This window comes from Rhodococcus sp. NPDC127593 (assembly GCF_042671975.1).
Taxonomy (GTDB): domain Bacteria; phylum Actinomycetota; class Actinomycetes; order Mycobacteriales; family Mycobacteriaceae; genus Rhodococcus_F.
Window position 1 is genome coordinate 223276 of sequence record NZ_JBHXWI010000001.1, and the last position, 20873, is coordinate 244148.

The 20873-nt window shown below is 68.5% G+C and carries 21 protein-coding genes and 1 pseudogene; 15 read left to right on the forward strand and 7 right to left on the reverse strand.

What is annotated here, in order from left to right:
* The 5 genes from ACFVJ3_RS01120 (at position 1) to ACFVJ3_RS01140 (ending at position 5902) form a co-directional block, all read left to right on the forward strand.
* Positions 1-1746: a proline--tRNA ligase gene (locus ACFVJ3_RS01120; protein WP_378450280.1), complete on the forward strand. Its 1746-nt coding sequence runs from the start codon at positions 1-3 to the stop codon at positions 1744-1746.
* Positions 1747-1814: 68 nt separating this feature from the next.
* A complete protein-coding gene (locus tag ACFVJ3_RS01125) occupies positions 1815-3545 on the forward strand; it encodes an acyl-CoA dehydrogenase family protein (protein ID WP_378450281.1) in 1731 nt (576 codons plus the stop codon).
* 135 nt (positions 3546-3680) lie between these two features.
* Entirely contained in the window at positions 3681-4094 is a 414-nt protein-coding gene (locus tag ACFVJ3_RS01130; protein ID WP_378450282.1) for a hypothetical protein, read from the forward strand.
* Positions 4095-4222: 128 nt separating this feature from the next.
* Positions 4223-4528, forward strand: a complete 306-nt coding sequence (locus tag ACFVJ3_RS01135) for a hypothetical protein (protein ID WP_378450283.1) — start codon at positions 4223-4225, stop codon at positions 4526-4528.
* Between the two features lie 411 nt (positions 4529-4939).
* The gene (locus tag ACFVJ3_RS01140) at positions 4940-5902 is read left to right on the forward strand and encodes an alpha/beta fold hydrolase (protein ID WP_378450284.1); all 963 of its coding nucleotides are present in this window, start codon (positions 4940-4942) and stop codon (positions 5900-5902) included.
* Here ACFVJ3_RS01140 and ACFVJ3_RS01145 read toward each other — a convergent pair whose 3' ends face one another.
* The gene (locus tag ACFVJ3_RS01145; protein WP_378450285.1) at positions 5903-6550 is read right to left on the reverse strand and encodes an FHA domain-containing protein; all 648 of its coding nucleotides are present in this window, start codon (positions 6548-6550) and stop codon (positions 5903-5905) included. It abuts the gene before it with no gap.
* Between the two features lie 57 nt (positions 6551-6607).
* A complete protein-coding gene (locus tag ACFVJ3_RS01150; protein WP_378450286.1) occupies positions 6608-7207 on the reverse strand; it encodes a TetR/AcrR family transcriptional regulator in 600 nt (199 codons plus the stop codon).
* A gap of 103 nt (positions 7208-7310) precedes the next feature.
* Between ACFVJ3_RS01150 and ACFVJ3_RS01155 the strand changes: the two genes are divergently transcribed.
* Positions 7311-8891 carry an MFS transporter gene (locus ACFVJ3_RS01155; RefSeq protein WP_378450287.1) on the forward strand — a complete coding sequence of 527 codons (1581 nt, stop codon included), beginning with the start codon at positions 7311-7313 and terminating at the stop codon, positions 8889-8891.
* Here the strand turns inward: ACFVJ3_RS01155 and ACFVJ3_RS01160 are convergent.
* Positions 8856-9551: pseudogene (locus tag ACFVJ3_RS01160) on the reverse strand (response regulator); the annotation flags it as partial. The gene ACFVJ3_RS01155 and the pseudogene ACFVJ3_RS01160 sit on opposite strands and share 36 nt — an antisense overlap.
* 2 nt (positions 9552-9553) lie before the next feature.
* Between ACFVJ3_RS01160 and ACFVJ3_RS01165 the strand changes: the two are divergent.
* A complete protein-coding gene (locus ACFVJ3_RS01165; RefSeq protein ID WP_378450288.1) occupies positions 9554-9847 on the forward strand; it encodes a hypothetical protein in 294 nt (97 codons plus the stop codon).
* A 9-nt stretch (positions 9848-9856) separates the two neighbouring features.
* Here the strand turns inward: ACFVJ3_RS01165 and ACFVJ3_RS01170 are convergent, their stop codons facing one another.
* The 4 genes from ACFVJ3_RS01170 to ACFVJ3_RS01185 form a co-directional block, all read right to left on the reverse strand.
* Complete coding sequence (locus ACFVJ3_RS01170) at positions 9857-10684, reverse strand: SDR family NAD(P)-dependent oxidoreductase (protein ID WP_378450289.1); 828 nt, start codon at positions 10682-10684, stop codon at positions 9857-9859.
* Positions 10681-11166 carry a nuclear transport factor 2 family protein gene (locus ACFVJ3_RS01175; protein WP_378450290.1) on the reverse strand — a complete coding sequence of 162 codons (486 nt, stop codon included), beginning with the start codon at positions 11164-11166 and terminating at the stop codon, positions 10681-10683. The genes ACFVJ3_RS01170 and ACFVJ3_RS01175 overlap by 4 nt, the downstream gene beginning before the upstream one ends.
* A gap of 101 nt (positions 11167-11267) precedes the next feature.
* On the reverse strand, positions 11268-11711 hold the full coding sequence (locus ACFVJ3_RS01180) for a ferritin-like domain-containing protein (RefSeq protein WP_112299238.1): 444 nt from the start codon (positions 11709-11711) through the stop codon (positions 11268-11270).
* The gene (locus ACFVJ3_RS01185; RefSeq protein ID WP_378450408.1) at positions 11708-12235 is read right to left on the reverse strand and encodes a hypothetical protein; all 528 of its coding nucleotides are present in this window, start codon (positions 12233-12235) and stop codon (positions 11708-11710) included. Before ACFVJ3_RS01185 ends, ACFVJ3_RS01180 begins: the two co-directional genes overlap by 4 nt.
* Before the next feature lie 197 nt (positions 12236-12432).
* Here ACFVJ3_RS01185 and rimP point away from each other — a divergent pair, with 197 nt between their 5' ends.
* From rimP to ACFVJ3_RS01225, 8 genes are all read left to right on the forward strand, one after another.
* The gene (gene rimP, locus ACFVJ3_RS01190) at positions 12433-13005 is read left to right on the forward strand and encodes a ribosome maturation factor RimP (protein ID WP_378450291.1); all 573 of its coding nucleotides are present in this window, start codon (positions 12433-12435) and stop codon (positions 13003-13005) included.
* Positions 13002-14033 carry a transcription termination factor NusA gene (gene nusA / locus ACFVJ3_RS01195; protein ID WP_378450292.1) on the forward strand — a complete coding sequence of 344 codons (1032 nt, stop codon included), beginning with the start codon at positions 13002-13004 and terminating at the stop codon, positions 14031-14033. The genes rimP and nusA overlap by 4 nt, the downstream gene beginning before the upstream one ends.
* Positions 14034-14077: 44 nt before the next feature.
* Positions 14078-14431 carry a YlxR family protein gene (locus ACFVJ3_RS01200; protein ID WP_378450293.1) on the forward strand — a complete coding sequence of 118 codons (354 nt, stop codon included), beginning with the start codon at positions 14078-14080 and terminating at the stop codon, positions 14429-14431.
* 105 nt (positions 14432-14536) lie between these two features.
* Positions 14537-17464 carry a translation initiation factor IF-2 gene (gene infB / locus ACFVJ3_RS01205; RefSeq protein WP_378450294.1) on the forward strand — a complete coding sequence of 976 codons (2928 nt, stop codon included), beginning with the start codon at positions 14537-14539 and terminating at the stop codon, positions 17462-17464.
* A 101-nt stretch (positions 17465-17565) separates the two neighbouring features.
* Positions 17566-17856 carry a DUF503 domain-containing protein gene (locus ACFVJ3_RS01210; RefSeq protein WP_072937879.1) on the forward strand — a complete coding sequence of 97 codons (291 nt, stop codon included), beginning with the start codon at positions 17566-17568 and terminating at the stop codon, positions 17854-17856.
* 114 nt (positions 17857-17970) lie between these two features.
* The gene (gene rbfA / locus ACFVJ3_RS01215; RefSeq protein ID WP_378450295.1) at positions 17971-18459 is read left to right on the forward strand and encodes a 30S ribosome-binding factor RbfA; all 489 of its coding nucleotides are present in this window, start codon (positions 17971-17973) and stop codon (positions 18457-18459) included.
* Positions 18460-18470: 11 nt separating this feature from the next.
* Positions 18471-19472, forward strand: a complete 1002-nt coding sequence (locus ACFVJ3_RS01220; RefSeq protein WP_378450296.1) for a bifunctional oligoribonuclease/PAP phosphatase NrnA — start codon at positions 18471-18473, stop codon at positions 19470-19472.
* Between the two features lie 12 nt (positions 19473-19484).
* Positions 19485-20873, forward strand: a complete 1389-nt coding sequence (locus tag ACFVJ3_RS01225) for an MATE family efflux transporter (protein WP_378450297.1) — start codon at positions 19485-19487, stop codon at positions 20871-20873.

Sequence of the window (20873 nt, forward strand, 5' to 3'; positions counted from 1 at the left end):
GTGATTACCCGCCTGTCCCACCTGTTCCTCCGCACTCTGCGCGACGACCCCGCCGACGCCGAGGTCCCCAGCCACAAGCTGCTGGTCCGCGCCGGTTATGTGCGTCGCATCGCGCCCGGCGTCTACTCGTGGTTGCCGCTGGGTCTGCGCGTGCTGCGCGAGGTCGAGCGGGTGGTGCGGGAAGAGATGAACGGCATCGGTGCCCAGGAGATCTCCCTGCCCGCGCTCCTGCCGCGCGAACCGTACGAGGCGTCCAACCGCTGGACCGAGTACGGCGACGGACTGTTCCGCCTGAAGGACCGCAAGGGCGGCGACTACCTGCTCGGCCCCACCCACGAGGAACTGTTCGCGCTCACCGTCAAGGGCGAGTACAACTCGTACAAGGATTTCCCGGTCACCCTGTACCAGGTGCAGACCAAGTATCGCGACGAGGAGCGCCCGCGGGCCGGCATTCTCCGCGGCCGCGAGTTCGTCATGAAGGACTCGTACTCCTTCGACCTCACCGACGAGGGCCTCACCGAGTCGTACCGGGCGCACCGTGACGCCTACGAGCGGATCTTCAGCCGGCTCGGCGTCAAGTACGTGATCGTGTCGGCGACGTCCGGTGCGATGGGTGGCAGCGCGTCGGAGGAGTTCCTCGCCGAGAGCGAGATCGGTGAGGACACCTACGTCCGCTGCCTCGAGTCCGGCTACGCCGCCAACGTCGAGGCCGTGAAGACCCTGGCTCCCGAGGCCGTCCCGTTCGACGGACTGCCTGCCGCGAAGGTGCACGACACACCGGACACCCCCACGATCGCGACGCTCGTCGACTGGGCCAACGGCGCCGACCTGGGTCGGACCGTCACCGCGGCGGACACCCTGAAGAACATCCTGGTCAAGACCCGGCAGCCCGGTGGCGAGTGGGAACTGCTCGGTATCGGTGTTCCCGGCGACCGCGAGGTGGACGACAAGCGTCTCGGTGCCTCCCTCGAGCCCGCGGAGTTCGAATTGCTCACCGAGGCCGACTTCGCGGCCAACCCCTTCCTGGTCAAGGGCTACATCGGACCGAAGGCGCTGCAAGCCAACGGTGTTCGTTTCCTGGTCGATCCGCGCATCGTCGACGGCACCAGCTGGATCACCGGAGCCGACGAGAAGGGCAAGCACGTGGTGGGGCTCGTCGCGGGCCGTGACTTCACCCCGGACGGCACCATCGAGGCCGCCGAGGTCCGCGACGGCGACCCGTCACCCGACGGAGCCGGCGCGCTCGTCTCGGCCCGGGGAATCGAGATCGGTCACGTCTTCCAGCTCGGCCGCAAGTACACCGACGTGTTCTCCGTGGACGTGCTCGGCGAGAACGGCAAGCCCGTCCGCCCGACCATGGGGTCCTACGGTGTCGGCGTCTCCCGCCTCGTCGCCGTGATCGCGGAACAGCACCACGACGAGAAGGGCCTCCGCTGGCCGGCCGAGGTGTCGCCCGCGGACGTGCACGTGGTGATCGCCAACAAGGACGAGACCGCCCGGGAAGGCGCCGAGGGACTCGCCGCCGAACTCGACAAGGCCGGTCTCGAGGTGATCCTCGACGATCGCAAGGCATCGCCCGGCGTGAAGTTCAAGGACTCCGAACTGCTCGGTGTCCCGCTGGTCGTGGTCGTCGGCCGTGGCTGGGGCGAGGGCAAGGTGGAGGTCCGCGACCGCTTTACCGGCGAGAGCCGTGAGGTGGCCGCCGAGTCCGCGCTGAGCGAGATCGTCGAGACCGTCAGGGGCTGATCAAACCGCCCCACGCCTTTCGTCCGGACTGTTAGCTTGGCCTGACACGTCCGGACGAAAGGCCTGCTGTGACGAATTCCCTGCTGTTCGATCCGACCTCCTACGATCCCGAGCATTTCGATCCGGAGACGCGCAGACTGCTGCGGGCGCTGATCGAGTGGTTCGAGTCGCGGGGGAAGAAGCGGCTGCTCGAGGACGACCTCGAGGCCGTGTGGCCCGACGACTTCCTGGAGTTCGTGAAACAGGAGAAACTGTTCGCGAAGTTCCTCACGCCTGCCGACCTGGCGGGCGGCGATCCGGACAAGCGCTGGGATGCGGCACGCAACGCCGCCCTCAGTGAGATCTTCGGTTTCTACGGTCTCGCGTACTGGTACGCGTGGCAGGTGACCATCCTGGGTCTCGGCCCCATCTGGATGAGCGGGAACCGCGCTGCGAAGGAACGCGCCGCGACGCTCCTCGACGACGGCGGGGTGCTGGCGTTCGGTCTGTCGGAGAAGGAACACGGCGCGGACGTCTACTCGACGGACATGCTGCTGACCCCTGCGGACAATGACCCGGATCTTGCGTTCACCGCGAGCGGCGACAAGTACTACATCGGCAACGGCAACGTCGCGGGCATGGTGTCGGTGTTCGGCAGGCGCACCGATGTGGAGGGCAGCGACGGGTACGTCTTCTTCCTCGTGGACAGTCGCCACCCGGCATACCATCTGCAGGGCAATGTGGTGCACGGCCAGATGTACGTCAGCACGTTCCGGCTCGAGGACTACTCGGTGCGAGAAGAGGACATCCTCCACACGGGGGTCGCCGCTTTCGAGGCCGCGCTGAACACGGTCAACGTCGGCAAGTTCAACCTGTGCACGGGATCCATCGGGATCTCCGAGCACGCGTTCTACGAGTCGATCACCCACGCGCACAACAGGATTCTCTACGGCAACCCCGTTACCGACTTCGCGCACGTGCGCGGAAACTTCGTCGACGCCTACAGCCGGCTGATCGCGATGAAGCTGTTCAGTGCACGCTCCGTCGACTACTTCCGCAACGCGAGTCTCGACGATCGCCGGTACCTGTTGTTCAACCCGATGACGAAGGCGAAGGTGACCTCCGAAGGCGAGAAGGTGATCGCGCTGCTGCACGACGTCATCGCGGCAAAGGGCTACGAGAAGAACACCTACTTCCGCGAGGCTGCCCAGCTGATCGGCACCCTGCCGAAGCTCGAGGGCACCGTGCACGTCAACGTCGGCCTCATCCTCAAGTTCATGCCGAACTACCTGCTCAACCCGGCGGAATACCCGGAGATCGGAACCCGGCTCGACGCCGCCGACGATGCCTTCTTCTGGGCCCAGGGCCCGACCCGCGGTGCGGGCAAGATTCAGTTCCACGACTGGACGAAGACCTACGAGGCGCACTCGGACGTCCCCAACGTGGCCCGGTTCCACGAGCAGGCGATCGCGCTGAGGGAACTGCTCACCACCGCCCCGCCCGATGCAGGCCAGCAGAAGGATCTCGACTTCCTGCTCGACCTCGGGCACCTGTTCTCGCTCGTGGTCTACGGGCACCTGATTCTCGAGCAAGCCGCGATCGCCGGCATCGATCGCGATCTGATCGACCAGATCTTCGACTTCCAGATCCGCGACTTCTCCGGTTATGCCGTTGCGCTGCACGGTAAATCGTCCGCCACCGAGGCGCAGCAGAAGTGGGCGCTCGGCGCGATTCGCCGCCCGGTGGTGGACGCGGAGCGGTTCTCGCGGGTGTGGGCGCAGGTGGAGAATTACGACGGCGCCTACGAAATGCGGCCGTAGACACGGCTCTACGGGGTGGGGCGGCGTCATCCCTCGGGGTGCCGGTAGCGCCCCCTGGGGTACCTGTTCGGGTGGGTGCAATCGGCGCATTCTTATATGGCAAGCAAAACCCCACCCCCACAGAAAGATCCACACATGGCACACACCCTCAAGCGCACCCTCTCCGCTCTCGCCATCGCGGGCTTCGCCCTCACAGCCGGAGCAGGAATCGCCTCGGCTGATCCGGGTGGCAACGGCGGCACCGCTCCGGGCGGGACCTCGCAGGGTGGCAACGGCGGCACGTCGCAGGGCGGCGCCGGCGGTGCCGGCGGCAACGGCGCCGGTGGAAACGTCGTCCTCGGCGGGCCGGTCATCGGTAGTCCGGGCACCACCACCGGGCCGCAGAACGCCGGCAACGGAGGAAACGGCGGCAACGGAGGAAACGCCGGAGATGCCAACGGCGGCAACGCCGGTGATGCCAACGGCGGCAACGCAAACGGGGGCGCGGGTGCCGGCGACACGACCACCACGGACAACACCCAGAATTGCGGGTTCATCATCTGCTGGTGACCGAGTCGTGATCGATCGATCTCCCTGAACAGTGCCGAGGGGCCGTCACCTGCGGGTGTCGGCCCCTCGGCGCCAGGACTGTCCTCCCCAGCCTCCCCGGCACCACGCACTGCGAAAGGTTCTTCCCTATGTCGGCTTCATTCGACCTCTCCACCGTACTGACACGCACGGGTGCCACCGTCGCGGCCGCGTTCTTCGTTCTCGCGGCCGGCGCAGGCATCGCGTCTGCCGCCCCGGATGCGGATGCCCCCTCGTCCGACCCCTCCGTGGCTACCGTCGCCCCCGGACCGAACGCCCAGGGCGGCAACGTCGACATCGGCGGCCCACACGTCGGACCGATCGCGGTGGACGGCATCAAGGCCGGACCCGGCGGAGCGAACGTCGGCGGTTACGACTTCGGCGGAGGGGGTGGCCCCGGCCTTCCCTGGGGGTGACGGGTTCCCCACCCCAGGGTGCCTGGTCCGGCTGAACTGGACGCCGCATCCTGAAGGCGCGGCGAAGACCGCTCCAGTCACGGGCGGCCCGGACCGGTCGCTTCTTCGCGGCGAGGACCCGGGATCGGCACTCACGAGGTGAGATTCCGGGGTCCTCTACCCGGGCACTGTCGGGTCGCCGCATGCTCGACGGTCGGCGCATCGGGCAGGTCTTCCGATGGGAGCCCCCCTCTGTGAGGGGGCTTCGGCGTGCCCGCGTCCACCCACCTCAGGGGTGGAAAGGCCAACACCTCCGGGTGCACCGGCCACCACTGGGGGTCCTGGTTGGTGAAGACCATGCACGGCACAGTGGAGGACAAGCAAGAACGTAACGCTTCACCAGCCGCGAGCGAAGAAACCGAGGAGGCCATCATGACGAACACCCCGGTTGCGCACGAGCACGAGGGCCGTCGCCTCACGGTCAGGACCGACGACGGGATCACGCTCGCAGTTCGCGAGTTCGGTTCTCCCGACGCAGCCACCACGGTGGTGTTCGTTCACGGTCACTGCCTACGCACCGAGTCCTGGTGGGCACTGCGCGAACAGCTGGTCCGATTCTGGTGCAACGACGTTCGCATGGTTTTCTACGATCACCGGGGACACGGAGAGTCGGGGGAGGCGCCGGCCGCCACCTACACGATCGATCAGCTCGGCCGCGACCTCGGCTCGGTGCTCGACGCCGTCGCCCCGCACGGTCCGGTCGTCCTCGTCGGGCACTCGATGGGCGGAATGACCGCACTGTCCTACACCCGGCAGAACCCGCACACGATCGGTTCGCGGATCGTCGGCATGGCCCTGATCTCCACCGCGGCGTGCGATCTCGCCGAGGCCGGTCTCGGTCGTCACCTGCGTAGCCCCGCGGTGTCGCTGTTCCGCTCCGCAGTGCGCCGGGCACCCCGGGTCGTGCACGGATCGAAGAGGGTCGGACGCACCGTCTGTGCGGCGATCGCCCGCGCGGCAGGCGCCCGCAACCGGGTCGTCGATCCTCGCCTGGCGGCGCTGGTCGCGGCCATGGCCAACACCACGTCCGTCGTCACCATGTCGAGTTTCCTCGAATCCCTGCTCGGGTTCGACGAGCGGCATTCCCTCGCCGCGCTGGCTCACATTCCGTCGTTGATCCTGTGCGGCTCGGTGGACATGCTCACCCCGCTCCAGCATTCGGTCGCGATGGCCTCGAAGCTGCCCGCTTCGGAGCTCGTGAGCGTCGACGGAGCCGGCCACTCGGTGATCCTCGAGCGTGCGGCGGACGTCGCGCTCGCCATCATCGGCCTCGTCGAGCGGATCGCCCACGGTGAGACCGCCGCGCTCGACCGCGAACTGATGGCCGTCGGCTGATCAGAGATCGCGCTCGTTGATGATGCCGCTGCGCATGGCCCGCTCGGCAAGGCTGACCCGCTTCTGGTTCTGGGGGAGATCGCCGACGCCGAACTTCGCGAACAACGCGCGCAGGTGAGTCTTGATCGCGTCGACGCTGAGAAACAGTTCCTGGGCGATCTGCTGGTTCGAGGCGGGATTCGCGAACGCGGCGCCGTGCTTGTACGGCCGGCACAGCGCCGTGAGGACCGCCCGCTGGGTATCGGTGAGGGACCGGACCTCGGGCATGTCGGTCCCCATCCGGGTGGCCTCGTCGAGTGCGCCGCCGAATTCCAGGTATCGGATCTTCGTTCCGCCGATGCGGATGCTGTCGCCCTGCCGGAGCCGCCGACGCCCCGCGAGCCGCTCGCCGTTGACGAAGGTGCCGTTACGGGAGAGCCCGTCGTCGAGGATGGTCCAGTGCGTGCCGACGCATTCGAGGACGGCGTGGAGCCGCGAAACCTCGTCGTCCTCGGTGAGGAGTAGATCGGAACCGGGCGACCGTCCGATCGTGACGCGCGCGGAAGCGGGGGAGAGGTCCACTGTGTGGTGGTGACCCTCCCGGTCGGAATAGCTCAGTCGAGACTCCACGGCTCGGTCCACGGCGACGCCCCTTCCGCACGCTTCCATCGTGCCCCGCCGTGTGTCCGATGAGCAAGATCAAGAGCGGAAATCGCCGATCACGGATCAGTTCTCGGAGCCCACGGCGTCCAGGGTGCTGCCGAACGCGCACACGGCGAGTTCCTCGAGCGCCGGATCCTGCCCGGCATGCTCCGGTACCTGCATGGCGAGGAGGGTGTTGAGCAGCATTCCGTTGGCGATGAAGGTGCGGGCCCGTTCGGGGCTGCACCCGGTGCGCGTCCGGATCTGTGTGTAGAGCCGGGACATCCAGTCGCGGGCCAGCGCGCCGATCTCCGGGTTCGCGCCGGACGTAAAGCCGTGCATCATCACGAGCAGGAGGTCGCGGTCCTCCAGTAGTTCGGTGTACGCGATGCCCATCGGGAGCCACGACTCGTCGTTCTCCGGGTCGGCGGCGACATCGTCGAAATAGGGCTCGAAGGTGTCCATGATCCGACGCATCGCGCGGTCGAAGACGTCCGCGAACAGCCGCGACTTGGAACCGAACATGCGCACCACGTAGGGCTGGGACACCCCCGCCTCGCGTGCGACGGCGTCGGTGCTGGTGCCGTGATAGCCGTCCCTGGCGAACGCGCGGGAGGCGGCGGCCAGTACGAGTTCGCGACGTTCGGTCGCGCTCATGCGGGTCTGTTTCACGGGCGGTGCCATGTTGACATGTTATCAGTCGATTACTAGTCTTCGAAATAAGTAATCATCTGATGCTTACAACTTCTGTCATCCCGTACTCACGACTCGGATACGAGGACCCGTCATGACGACACTCTCCGAACGACTGGAACACGAATCGGCGGCGCCTCCCCCGGGGCAGGGCCGCGGCCGGCTGGTGCCGGTATGGCTGGCGATCGTCGCCGCCTCGATACCGATGTTCATGGCCACACTCGACAATCTGGTGATGACCAGCGCCCTGCCGGTGATCCAGCGCGACCTCGGCGCGTCGGTGGGGCAGTTGCAGTGGTTCATGAACGCCTACACGCTCGCCTTCGCGACGTTGATGCTGACGCTGTCCGCGCTCGGCGACCGCCTCGGTCGACGCCGTGTATTCCTCTGGGGCATAGTGCTCTTCGCGCTGGCATCGATCGCGTCGGCCCTGTCGACCACCTCCGAGATGCTGATCGCCGCGCGCGCCGTCCAGGGCATCGGCGCGGCAGCGATCATGCCGCTCTCCCTCACCCTGCTCGCCGGTGCCGTGCCGCTCGCCAAGCGTGCCCTCGCCATCGGGATCTGGGGTGGCGTCTCGGGACTCGGTGTTGCCCTGGGCCCGGTGGTCGGCGGCGCCGTCGTCGACGGGGTGTCGTGGCAGGCCGTGTTCTGGATCAACGTCCCCGTCGCAGCGGTCGCGATCCCGTTGGCGCTCTATGCGCTCGGCGAGTCGAAAGGAAAGCGGCAGCCGCTGGATCCGCTCGGCGTCGTTCTGGCCGGAGCCGCCGTGTTCCTCGGAGTCTGGGGCATCGTGCACGGCAACGACGACGGCTGGACCAGCGCCACGGTGCTCGGTGCTCTCGTCGCAGCGGCGGTGCTGCTGGCGGCGTTCGTGGTACGCGAGTTGCGCACACCCTTCCCCGTCATGCCGCTGCGGCTGTTCCGGTCCCGTCAGTTCTCCCTGGCCAACGTCATCGGGCTGACGTTCACACTGGGAATGATGGGCGCCGTCTTCCTCCTGTCGCAGTACCTCCAGATCGTCATGGGGTACTCCCCGTTCGAGGCCGGCCTGCGAACCTTGCCGTGGACGGCCGCACCCATGCTGGTGGCGCCGATCGCAGGCCTGCTCGCGCCGCGGCTGGGAGTCCGGACCCTCCTCGTCACCGGACTCGTCCTGCAAGGATTGTCGCTGCTCTGGATGGCGTCGCTCATCGTTCCGGGCGCCACGTACGGCAGCATGATTCCGGCGTTCGTGATGGCGGGCGCAGGTATGGGGCTGACGTTCGCTCCCAACGCGACCGCCGTCCTCGCCGATATGCCCGAGGCCGACCACGGCACGGCCAGTTCGACCAACGCGACGCTTCGTGAGATCGGGGTCGCGCTGGGCATCGCGCTCCTGACCGCGGTGTTCCTCGGTGCGGGCGGCAGTCTGACTCCGACGGGATACATCGACGCCCTCGCGCCCGCCCTGTACGTCGGAGCCGGATTCGTGGCGGTCGCGGTCGTCGCCGCGGCCCTCATGCCGGGACGATCGAAGGCGGTCCTGGCGTCGACGGAATCAGTCCTGCCAGCCCGGCCGGACGAGGCCCCATTCGTACGCCATGACCACCAGTTGCGTGCGGTCCCGGGCGCCGAGTTTCAACAGAATCCGGCTGACGTGGGTGCGGGCGGTGGCCGGGCTCAGGAACAGTAGTGAGCCGATCTCGGCGTTGGTGAGCCCCTCGGCGATCAGGATCATCACCTCGCGTTCGCGCTCGGTCAGGTCGTCGAGGCGGGTGGGCTGCGGCGGACGTTTGGCGTGGGACGCGAACTCCGCGACCAGCTTCCGCGTCACTGACGGTGACAGCACCCCGTCGGCCACCACGCGGACCGCCCGCACCAGTTCGGCGGGTTCGGTGTGTTTGACGAGGAAACCCGTCGCTCCCGCGCGCATCGCCTCGAACACGTACTCGTCCAGCTCGAACGTGGTGAGCACCACCACCCGCACGCCGGACAGCGCGGGATCGGCGGCGATACGGCGGGTCGCCTCCAGCCCGTCGAGCACCGGCATCCGGATGTCCATGAGGACGACGTCGGGGACCAGCGATCGAGTCAGGCTCACCGCCTGCTCACCGTTCTCGGCCTGACCGGCCACGGTGATGTCGGCCTGCGCGTCGAGCAGGGCGGCGAACCCCGCCCGCACGAGAGCCGGGTCGTCGGCGACGAGCACGCGAATCGTCATGCCCGGCCCGCCGTGTCGCCGCCGAAGGGGAGCGTCACCTGCACCCGGAAGCCGCCGCCCGGTTTGATCCCGGCGGTCAGCTCGGCACCCAGCGCGCGTGCGCTGACGAGCCCCCGGAATGGCGGGCCACATTGGTGAGCGACTCCTGGACGATCCGCGCCGCAGCCACGTCGACCACGGTCGGCAGCGGCCTCGGTGCGCCTTCGACGACGGTCGTCACCGCGAGACCCGCGGCGCGGGCGCGCTCGACCACACCGTCCAGGTCCCCGATCCCGGCGGTGGGCGCGATCGGCGGGCTGTCCTGGCCGCCCCGCAGTGATGCCAGCAGCGCATGGACGTTGCCGATCGCGTCGCGGCTCGCGATCTTGATCGCAGACAGCGCCTCCTGCGACTGCTCCGGTCTCGTCCGCCGGCGCGACGTGAACTGAGCCGGCGGCTCAGTACAGCGGGCCGCCGCCGAAGGGTTCCCTGTGCGACGGCGGGGTCCGGCCGTGCGTGTCGGTGATGCCGTATTCGACGGCCAGTTCCGCGGTGACGAAGGTGTGGCCGCTGCGCTCCGCGAGGGTGGGGTCCGCGGTCAGGGCGCAGATCACCTCGCCGACGAATTCGGGGGATTCTGCGTCCGCGACGGGAAAGCCGGCGATGGTTTCGAGGCCGCTGGCGACGATCATCTCCGTCCGCACGATGCCCGGCCACAGCGAGACCGCGCGCACGTCGTGCGGAGCCAGCTCCGCCGCCATGTCGCTGGCCATCTTGTCCAGCCCTGCCTTGGACATGCCGTACAGCACCGAGTGCAGATGCCCGCGGGTCCCGAAAGACGAGATGTTCGCGATCAACCCGGAGCGTCGGGGCACCATCAACCTCGCAGCCTCCACGGACGCGACGTAATGGGCGCGCAGTCCGACGCCGATCAGCGAGTCCCAGTCGCCGAGTGGCCGCTCCCAGAAGGGCGTGCTGAACCCGCCGAATCCCTTGGGGGCGGCCCACACGTTGTTGACCAGCAGGTCGAGTCGGCCGGCCTGCTCGTCCGAGATCCGGGCGAACAGGCTGTGCACGTCCTCGTCGTCGCGGTGATCGCAGGCCACCGCGATGCCGGTCCCACCGGCGCCGGTGACCGTCCGTGCCGACACCGACAGCGGGCTGTCGTCGGTCACAGGGCCGCGCCCGGTGAGGTAGACGGTCCATCCGGCGGCTCCCAGCGCCGTCGCCACGCCCTTGCCGACGCCGCGGCTCCCCCCGGTGACCAGAGCTACCCCGCCGCTCACTGGACGACAACCGTGTCCGGGGTGAGCGGGCGGGTGATCGACCATCGAGTGGTGAAGTGGCATCGCGACATTCGCCAGTCGCCGTCCTCGAGGCGGTAGGCGTCGTCGTACTCGCCGGAGGACACCGTCTCCGTCCGCTTCAGCAGATCGACCTGGCGGAACTTCAGCGTCCACGCGCCCGACGCCTCGGTGTCGCTGTGCAGCACGATGTCCGGATGGAAGCCGTGGTGCATGTCAAGGATCACGTGCTTGCCGTCCACTTCGTGGAGCGCGATCCTGCGGAAGATGTCCGTGAGCCGGTCGGCGTCGTCGAACCGGCCCAGCGGGCCGAAGTCGATCGACGCCCCGGACGAGACGAAGCAGGCACGGAACGCGTCCGGATCCTTGCCGTCACACGCTCGCCAGTAGCGGTATTTGAGCGCCTTGATCGCGTCGATCCGCTCCCGGTCCGTCAGACGCTGCTCCACCGAGCGTTCGTCCACGCCGCCGTCCTCCCGTTGCCGTTCACCGTGTCGGGAGAGACGCTAGGCCGGGAACGCGTCGGATGGGTGCAGAATCCCGGTGGGCGGGAACCTGCGCACCGTCAGGGCTGACCGGGGAACGGGTCGGTCACCGGATCGGTCCCGAGTGCCACGCGCCAGGTGGCCTCCCTGACGGCCGCCTCGGTCAGCGCGGTGACGCCGAGCGTGCGGGTGTCCTCCGTCTCACCGTGTTCGACGACCGCCCGCCACGCGACGGCGGTGTCGGCCTCCACCTGGGCCGCCAGCTGCGCGGCCGTGATCGGATCGGTGACCGGGAACGGCAGGGTGTAGCCCGCCTCGGCGGCCGGGGCCGTCAGTCCTGCCGCGGTCAGCGTGTCCAGGAGCCCGTCCCGGCGCGCCCGGTGGGCCGCGGCGGCGGTGGCCACCTGGGTGGCGCGGGTGGGATTCGAGAAGGCGGCGACCACTCCGTAGGCAAATACCGCGGAATGTTCGGCTGTCAGCGCGTCGGCGAGGCTCTTACCCTCGGCTTCGGTGGGTGTCGTCACGGCAGCACCACCGCCAGATACGTTCCGCACGCGGCGCTGATCGACGCGCAGAGCCCCGCTCGGTAGGCGGTCAGTGTGCGCGCCGAATCGGCTGCGCTGCGCTGCGACTCGGCCAGGTCGGCCCGCAATTGATCGAGACCGGGCGGCGGCGCCGGTGCGGTCGGTGTCGTCAAAGGGGCAGCGGACGTGGTCGGTGCGGTGCCGTCAGGGTAAGTTCCTGCAGCCCTGGCGATTTCGGTATCCAGCGCGTCGGCATGTGCGGTGCGCTGGACACGGACGAGTTCGAGTGCCGCGCCGCGATCGGGGAGCAGCGCAATCGTGGCCGCGGCGCCGGCGGCGTCGCGACGAGCCAGACGCGACTGCGCGACGAGTGAATCGACCTCGGTGTCGGAGTCCGCGTCGTCGGCGCAACCCGCCAACAGGGGGACGCTCGCGACGCCGAAGGCCGAGGCTGCTGCGAACCGGAGAGCGGTGCGCCGGGACACGGCCGGACCGGATGTCGGGGGCCGGGAGACGGTGGGCATGAGCACCGGTCCATGGTGCCAGGTCGGGCCGCGATCCCGGGAATCGAGCACCGGGGCTGGTCACGGGCGCCTCGAATCGGCGTTACTCTTAGATGCTCGAACCCGTCCCGGCGGGTTCGTGGTGCTGCATGCGCGGCGCGATGACCTGCCAGACCACGGATATACGACGAGCGACAACTGAAACGAGGAGCTTCCCGATGCCGGTTCCATCCAAGGAGAGGGTGACGGAGCTCATCTCCGATCTGGTGCAACGCCAGGGCTACGACTTGGAGGGCGTTGCAGTCACCCTCGCGGGTCGGCACAGCGCGGTCCGGGTCATGGTGGACAGCGACGCCGGACTCGAACTCGACGCGGTTGCGAACCTGAGCCACGAGATCTCCGAGGTCTTCGATTCGGTGTCCGATTTCGGGGAGTCGCCGTACACGCTCGAGGTCACATCTCCCGGTATCGACCGTCCGCTCACACACGAGCGGCACTGGCGCCGGGCCCGCGGCCGCAAGGCGCGTATCGATCTCGCGCACGAGACCGTCGTGGGTCGGATCGGCGTCCTCGACGGCGACTCGGTCGCGGTGGTGATCGGCTCGCGCACGGGCCCGGAGGTTCGGCGTGTCGCACTCCCGGACATTCAGAAAGCTGTTGTGCAGGTGGAATTCTCGAAACCCGATCCGAGAGAGCTGGAACTCGCGGGCGGGATTCCGGAGGGTCGCGTGGCACCCGCGGACGCGGACGCGTCGGAAGATGAAGAAGTAGTAGAGGGGTTGGACAAGTGAATATCGACATTGCGGCGTTGCGCGCCATCGAGGCCGACAAGGGCATCTCGATCGAGACCGTCATCTCGACCATCCAGACGGCACTGCTCACCGCCTACCGGCATACCGAGGGGCATCACCAGCACGCACGGATCGACGTCGACACCAAGAGCGGCATCGTCCGTGTGATGGCACACGACGTCGACGCCGACGGCAACATGGTCGGCGAGGAGTGGGACGACACCCCGGAAGGTTTCGGCCGGATCGCCGCGACCACCGCCCGCCAGGTCATCCTCCAGCGGCTGCGGGACGCCGAGCACGAGCGGAGCTTCGGCGAGTACTCCACCCACGAGGGTGAGATCGTCGGCGGTGTGATCCAGCGCGACACCCGCGCGAACTCGCGCGGCATGGTCGTGGTGCGGATCGGCAGTGAATCCAGCGGCGCCGAGGGTCTGATCCCGCCCGCCGAGCAGGTGCCCGGCGAGAATTACGAGCACGGCGAGCGGCTCAAGTGCTACGTCGTCGGTGTGGCCCGTGGGCAGCGCGGACCGCAGATCACGCTGTCGCGCACCCACCCGAACCTGGTCCGCAAGCTGTTCGCACTCGAGGTTCCGGAGATCGCGGACGGTTCGGTCGAGATCATCGCCGTCGCCCGCGAGGCCGGCCACCGGTCGAAGATCGCCGTCCAGTCGCGCGTGCAGGGACTCAACGCCAAGGGCGCCTGCATCGGTCCGATGGGGCAGCGGGTGCGTAACGTGATGAGTGAGCTCGCCGGCGAGAAGATCGACATCATCGACTTCGACGAAGACCCGGCCCGGTTCGTCGGCAACGCGCTGTCACCGTCGAAAGTGGTCTCCGTCACTGTGGTGGACCCGGACGCGCGGGCCGCGCGTGTCGTCGTCCCCGACTTCCAGCTGTCCCTCGCCATCGGCAAGGAGGGGCAAAATGCCCGCCTTGCTGCGCGCTTGACCGGGTGGCGGATCGACATCCGCAGTGACGCCGCACCCGCCCCCGAGTCGGCAGGCGGACCCGCCGCGACCAGTCGTTGAGCCGGGAATGCGGAGATCGGGGCGAGTCGGCGGTAGAGTGGTCAATGGTTCAGCATGAGCATCCCGATTCCGCGCGCGTTCCTACCGGTTCACCGGTCCGAACATGCATAGGATGTAGGGAGCGCGCGCTGGCTGTCGATCTGCTCAGGGTTGTGGTTAGTGAGAGTGGGCCGCAAGGTCATGTTCTCGCCCCGGACCCGAGGCGCAGGCTTCCTGGTCGAGGTGCGTGGCTGCACCCCGCCGAGGCTTGCCTGAGTCTCGCGGAACGACGCCGAGCATTCGGCAGAGCACTGCGAGTGACCGGAAGTGTCGACGCGTCAGAAGTCGACCACTGGGTACGAGCAGGGCACCCACCCAGAGCAGTACCTCTCGAACAGAACAGGCACAAGCACTCATGAGCACACCGTGAAGCACCAGCGATGATCGTCCATCGGAGATAACCCGAGGTCGTGCGGGCCCCTCTCAGGGGAGCCTCCTGCTCGACCTCATCAGTGAGGAGAGCAGTGGCAGGCAAGGCCCGCGTGCACGAGTTGGCTAAAGAACTCGGTGTCACAAGTAAAGAACTACTCGCAACGCTCAAGGAGCAGGGCGAGTTCGTGAAGTCGGCGTCCTCCACGGTGGAGGCGCCCGTCGCCAGGCGTCTACGGGAGTCCTTCCCGTCGGCGAAGTCCGCCGATTCCGCAGCCCGTCCGGCTGCCAAGCCCGGCGCAGCTGCGCCGAGCACCCCGGCGACCGCAGCGAAGCCGGGCGGTCCCCGTCCCGGCCCGAAGCCGGCTCCGGCCGCACCTGCTGCGGCAGCCCCCGCGGCCATCCCCGAGGCGCAGGCCCCGGCTCCGGCCGCACCCGCAGCAAGTGCCGCACCCGCAGCAAGTGCTGCCGCTCCGGCTGCACCGGCGGCTAACGCTCCCAAGCCCGGTCGCCCCACCCCGGCTGCCCCGGCTCCGGCCGCACCCGCAGCCCCGGCCGCCAGTGCCCCCGCGGCTCCGTCCACGGGCGCCAAGCCCGGCGGACCCCGCCCGGGCCCGAAGGCCCCGCGTGTCGGTAACAACCCGTACTCCTCGGCTCCCGCCGAGCGTCCGGCGCCCCGTCCCGCTCCCGGCGCCCCGCGTCCGGGTGCACCCCGTCCGGCTCCCGGTCAGGGTGGACCTCGTCCGGCACCGGGTCAGGGCGGTCCCCGTCCGGCACCGGGTCAGGGTGGACCTCGTCCGGCACCGGGTCAGGGCGGTCCCCGTCCGGCTCCCGGTCAGGGTGGGCCCCGTCCCAGCCCCGGCTCGATGCCTCCTCGCCCGAACCCGGGCGCGATGCCTGCTCGTTCGGCACGTCCCGCTCCCGGCGGTCGTCCCGGCCGTCCCGGCGGAGCCCCAGGCGGTCGTCCCGGTGGTGGCGGCGGCGGCGGTGGATACCGCGGTGGCGGAGCCCCCGGTGCCGGCGCAGGTGCGCCCGGTGGCGGAGCACCCGCAGGTGGTTTCCGCGGTCGTCCCGGTGGCGGTGGACGCCCCGGTCAGCGTGGTGCGGCAGCAGGTGCGTTCGGTCGTCCCGGTGGTGCCCCGCGTCGTGGTCGCAAGTCGAAGCGTCAGAAGCGCCAGGAATACGATTCCATGCAGGCGCCCGCCGTCGGCGGCGTGCGGTTGCCCCGTGGCAACGGCGAGACCATTCGCCTCGCCCGCGGTGCATCCCTGTCGGACTTCGCGGAGAAGATCGACGCGAACCCCGCAGCGTTGGTGCAGGCACTGTTCAACCTCGGCGAGATGGTGACGGCGACCCAGTCGGTCAACGACGAGACGCTGGAACTGCTCGGCGGCGAGATGAACTACGTCGTGCAGGTCGTCAGCCCGGAGGACGAGGACCGCGAGCTGCTCGACAGCTTCGACCTCACCTATGGCGAAGACGAAGGTGGCGAAGAGGACCTCGAGTCCCGTCCGCCGGTGGTCACCGTCATGGGCCACGTCGACCACGGTAAGACCCGACTGCTCGACACGATCCGTAAGGCCAACGTCCGTGAGGGCGAGGCCGGCGGCATCACGCAGCACATCGGTGCCTACCAGGTGCTGACCGAGCTCGACGGCAACGAGCGTCTCGTGACGTTCATCGACACCCCCGGTCACGAGGCCTTCACGGCCATGCGTGCCCGTGGTGCCAAGGCCACCGACCTCGCGATCCTGGTCGTCGCCGCCGACGACGGCGTCATGCCGCAGACGGTGGAAGCGGTCAACCACGCCCAGGCGGCCGACGTGCCGATCGTGGTCGCGGTGAACAAGATCGACAAGGAAGGCGCGAACCCGGACAAGATCCGGCAGCAGCTCACCGAGTACGGACTGGTCGCCGAGGAATACGGCGGAGACACCATGTTCGTCGACATCTCGGCGAAGCAGGGCACCAACATCGACGCACTGCTCGAAGCCGTGCTGTTGACGGCGGACGCTGCCCTGGACCTGCGGGCCAACCCGGACATGGACGCTCAGGGTGTCGCCATCGAGGCGCACCTCGACCGTGGACGCGGCCCCGTCGCGACCGTGCTCATCCAGCGCGGAACGCTGCGGGTCGGCGACTCGATCGTGGCCGGCGACGCATACGGACGTGTGCGCCGCATGGTCGACGAGCATGGCGACGACGTGCTCGAGGCCCTGCCCTCGCGTCCCGTCCAGGTGGTCGGCTTCACGTCGGTCCCCGGTGCAGGCGACAACCTGCTCGTGGTCGACGAGGACCGCATCGCCCGTCAGATCGCCGACCGGCGCAATGCGCGTAAGCGCAACGCTATGGCCGCGAAGAGCCGCAAGCGCATCAGCCTCGAGGACCTGGATTCGGCTCTCAAGGAGACGTCGCAGCTCAACCTCATCCTCAAGGGCGACAACTCGGGAACCGTGGAGGCCTTGGAAGAGGCACTGCACGGCATCGAGATCGACGACGAGGTGCAGTTGCGGGTCATCGACCGCGGTGTCGGTGGCGTCACCGAGACCAACGTCAACCTGGCCGCTGCGTCGAACGCGATCATCATCGGGTTCAACGTGCGCGCCGAGGGCAAGGCGACCGAGTTGGCGAACCGCGAGGGCGTCGACATCCGGTACTACTCGGTGATCTACCAGGCCATCGACGAGGTCGAGAAGGCGCTCAAGGGCATGCTCAAGCCGATCTACGAAGAGGTCGAGCTGGGCAAGGCGGAGATCCGCGCGATGTTCCGTTCGTCCAAGGTCGGCAACATTGCCGGTTGCCTCGTCACCTCGGGTACCATCCGTCGCAATGCGAAGGCCCGGCTGCTGCGTGACAACACGGTTGTCGCCGAGACCGTCACCATCTCCTCGCTGAAGCGGGAGAAGGAGGACGCTGTCGAGGTACGCGAGGGGTACGAGTGCGGTTTGACGGTCACCTACACCGACATCAAGGTCGGTGACGTCATCGAGGCCTACGAGCTTCGGGAAAAGCCGCGCGACTAGTCGCCATCCGTTTGGGGTGACGCAGCAGCGTCATCCGGCGTGCGCTTCTCCGGCCGACTCGATCGGCCGGGGGAGCGCACGTCTCCCCGAAGGAGGAAAGTTTGTACGTCGGTGCGCTCGAGCTCGACATCTTGCTCGGTGACGTGCGATCTCTGAAAGAGAAGCGTGCAATGGTCAAACCGGTTCTGGCGGAGCTGCGACGCTACGGCGTCTCGGCGGCGGAGACCGGAGAACAGGATCGGTACCGCCGGTCGATGCTCGGCGTCACGATGGCGAGCTCGGCGGTCGATCACGTACACGAGGTACTCGACACGTGCGAGCGGCACGTCGCCGGGCTGCCGGAACTGCAACTCCTTGCGGTCCGGCGAAGGATTTTCGGCCCCGAGGACTGACTCGGAGTGCCCTGCCCGCCCCGCCGCATCTGCGGCCCGGCGTGCAGAATGAACTACAGCTACACACGCAACTTCACAACTTATCCAGCGGCCAGGAAGAGGAGTCTGATTGTCATGGTGGATCCCGCCCGGGCACGCAAACTCGCCAAGCGCATCGGCACGATCGTCGCGACGGCGATCGACCACGAAATCAAGGACCCTCGCCTGGCGTTCGTCACGATCACCGATACCAAGGTGACGGCAGACCTCCACGACGCCACCGTGTACTACACCGTGATGGGCGCCGACCTCGAGTCCGAACCGGACGTCGCCTCCGCAGCCGCGGGGCTGGAGAAGGCGAAGGGCGTTCTGCGCTCGAAGGTGGGTGCAGGCACCGGAGTCCGGTTCACTCCGACGCTGACGTTCGTCGCGGACACGGTCCCCGACACGGCACGGCACATGGAAGAACTCCTCGCCCGCGCTCGCGCCGCCGACGACGAGGTCGCGCGTGTCGCAGCTGGTGCGTCGCCGGCCGGCGACCCCGACCCGTACAAGGAGCCCCGAGCCGAGGACGCGGACGACGCCGAAGTCGACGAGCCCACCGGTTCCCGCCAGGCGGACTGACACGAACCGACATGACCCACACTCAGGAGACGTCCCTGTCTGATCTCGATCGTCACGAGGTGTTTCTGCCGCAGGCGGTCGCCGTTCTCGAGAACGCGACGTCGGTGACGATTCTGTGTCACGTCCAACCCGATGCCGACACGATCGGCAGCGGACTCGCCCTGGCGTTGGTGCTCGAGCGCAAAGGGATTCCGGTGCAGGTCGCGTTCGCCGCGCCCGACGAACTGCCGGAGTCGATGCGCGAACTGCCGGGCACCCATCTGCTGGTGCCGGCGGATCAGGTGCGCCGCAACGTCGATCTGCTCGTGACCGTCGACTGCGGCAGTGCCGGGCGTCTCGGGAAGCTCGCCGACCGGCTCGCGAACGCGGGGGAGACCCTCGTCATCGATCACCACCGGTCCAATACCCGCTTCGGTCGCATGAACCTGATCGACGAGTCCGCGGAGTCGACGACCGCTGTCGTGGCGCAGATGTTCGACCTGTGGGGTGTGGACATCGACGCCGACCTCGCGCATTGCCTGTACGCGGGACTCGTGACCGACACCGGTTCGTTCCGCTGGGTGCAGCCCGGCACTCACACTCTCGCCGAGAGGCTGCTCGCCACCGGAATCGACGGAGCCCGCATCGCCCGGCGTCTGCTCGACACCCACCCGTTCGGCTGGCTGCCCATGCTGTCCTCGGTGCTCGGATCGGCGACGCTCGTCCCCGACGCAGCGGGAGGGCGTGGACTGGTCTACGCCGTCATCCGGCAGGCCTACATCGGCGACCTCCGCTCGGAGGAGATCGAGAGCGTCATCGACATCGTCCGGACGACGTCCGAGGCCGAGGTCGCCGCGGTCCTCAAGGAGGCCGTGGACGGCACGTGGTCGGTGTCGCTGCGATCGAAGTCCGACGTGGACGTCTCGGTCGTCGCCGGGTATCTCGGCGGCGGCGGTCATCGGTTCGCCGCCGGCTATACGGCCGAGAACTCTGCGGACGAGATCGTGACCTCGCTCGTCGAATCGCTCGGCTGAGGTCCGAATTCGTTGGCTGACTTCTCGGAAGTGACGGGCGACGCGACCGCCCGGACGGTGTTCGGTCTGGCGCTGCCCGCGCTGGGCGTCCTCGCAGCCGAACCGATCTATCTGCTCTTCGACATCGCCGTCGTCGGCCGGCTGGGCGCTCTGGCGCTCGCGGGTCTCGCCGTCGGCGGTCTCATCCTCGCCCAGGTCAGCACGCAGCTGACGTTCCTGTCCTACGGCACGACGGCGCGCGCCTCCCGCCTGCACGGGGCCGGCGACGAGCGCGGCGCGGTCCGGGAGGGCGTGCAGGCCACGTGGCTGGCACTGGGCATCGGCGCGCTCGTGATCGCGCTGGCCCACCTGTTCGCGCGGCCGGTCACGTCGGCGATCGCCGGCGGCTCGGACATCGCGGCGGCCGCCGAGAGCTGGCTGCGGATCGCGGTGTTCGGGGCCCCGCTGATCCTCGTCGCGATGGCGGGCAACGGGTGGATGCGCGGTGTGCAGAACACTGTGCGGCCCCTCCGTTTCGTGATCGTCGGTCTCGTCGTGTCGGCCGTGGCCTGCCCGGTGCTGGTGCACGGATTGTGGGGTGCGCCGCGGCTCGAACTCGAGGGTTCGGCGGTCGCAAACGTGATCGGGCAGGCAGTGTCCGCGAGCATGTTCGTCGGATCGCTGGTGGTCGAGCGGGTGCCGTTGCGTCCGCGGTGGCACGTCATGCGCGCCCAGATGGTGCTCGGCCGCGATCTGATCCTACGGAGCCTGGCCTTCCAGGCGTGCTTCCTCTCGGCCGCCGCCGTCGCGTCCCGGTTCGGCGCCGCCGCGGTCGCCGCCCACCAAGTGGTGCTGCAGCTGTGGAACCTCGTCGCCCTCACCCTCGACTCCCTGGCGATCGCCGCACAGGCGCTGGTCGGTGCCGCGCTGGGCGCCGGGCACGCCAAGGGCGCCACGCGGCTGTCGTGGCGCATCACCCGATGGTCCACGATCTTCGCGACAGGGCTCGCCCTGCTCTTCGCTCTCGGCCACGGGGTGATCCCCGAACTGTTCACCTCCGATCAGGCCGTGCTCGACGAGATGGCGGTGGCCTGGTGGTTCTTCGTCGCGATCATGCCGGTCGCCGGAGTGGTGTTCGCCCTCGACGGAGTGCTGCTCGGGGCCGGCGACGTCGCCTTCCTCCGGAACGCCACGCTGTCCTGCGCGTTGGTCGGATTCCTGCCACTGATCTGGCTGTCGATGCTGCGCGACTGGGGCCTGGCGGGAATCTGGACGGGGCTCACGGTGTTCATAATTCTTCGGATGCTCGCGGTCGTGTGGCGCGTCGGAACGGGCCGCTGGGCAGTGGTCGGGGCCGACCTGCAGGCACGACACGGATCGGACATCGATCCGGCGGCGGAACACGATCGGAAAGGTGGTTGA

Bases quoted from the DNA above. Each gene is read 5' to 3' on its own strand.
- ACFVJ3_RS01130 (WP_378450282.1), top strand. From the start codon at position 3,681: ATGGCACACACCCTCAAGCGCACCCTCTCCGCTCTCGCCATCGCGGGC.
- ACFVJ3_RS01135 (WP_378450283.1), top strand. From the start codon at position 4,223: ATGTCGGCTTCATTCGACCTCTCCACCGTACTGACACGCACGGGTGCC.
- ACFVJ3_RS01140 (WP_378450284.1), top strand. From the start codon at position 4,940: ATGACGAACACCCCGGTTGCGCACGAGCACGAGGGCCGTCGCCTCACG.
- ACFVJ3_RS01145 (WP_378450285.1), bottom strand. From the start codon at position 6,550: ATGGAAGCGTGCGGAAGGGGCGTCGCCGTGGACCGAGCCGTGGAGTCT.
- ACFVJ3_RS01150 (WP_378450286.1), bottom strand. From the start codon at position 7,207: ATGGCACCGCCCGTGAAACAGACCCGCATGAGCGCGACCGAACGTCGC.
- ACFVJ3_RS01155 (WP_378450287.1), top strand. From the start codon at position 7,311: ATGACGACACTCTCCGAACGACTGGAACACGAATCGGCGGCGCCTCCC.
- ACFVJ3_RS01185 (WP_378450408.1), bottom strand. From the start codon at position 12,235: ATGCCCACCGTCTCCCGGCCCCCGACATCCGGTCCGGCCGTGTCCCGG.
- rimP (WP_378450291.1), top strand. From the start codon at position 12,433: ATGCCGGTTCCATCCAAGGAGAGGGTGACGGAGCTCATCTCCGATCTG.
- ACFVJ3_RS01200 (WP_378450293.1), top strand. From the start codon at position 14,078: ATGGTTCAGCATGAGCATCCCGATTCCGCGCGCGTTCCTACCGGTTCA.
- rbfA (WP_378450295.1), top strand. From the start codon at position 17,971: ATGGTGGATCCCGCCCGGGCACGCAAACTCGCCAAGCGCATCGGCACG.
- ACFVJ3_RS01220 (WP_378450296.1), top strand. From the start codon at position 18,471: ATGACCCACACTCAGGAGACGTCCCTGTCTGATCTCGATCGTCACGAG.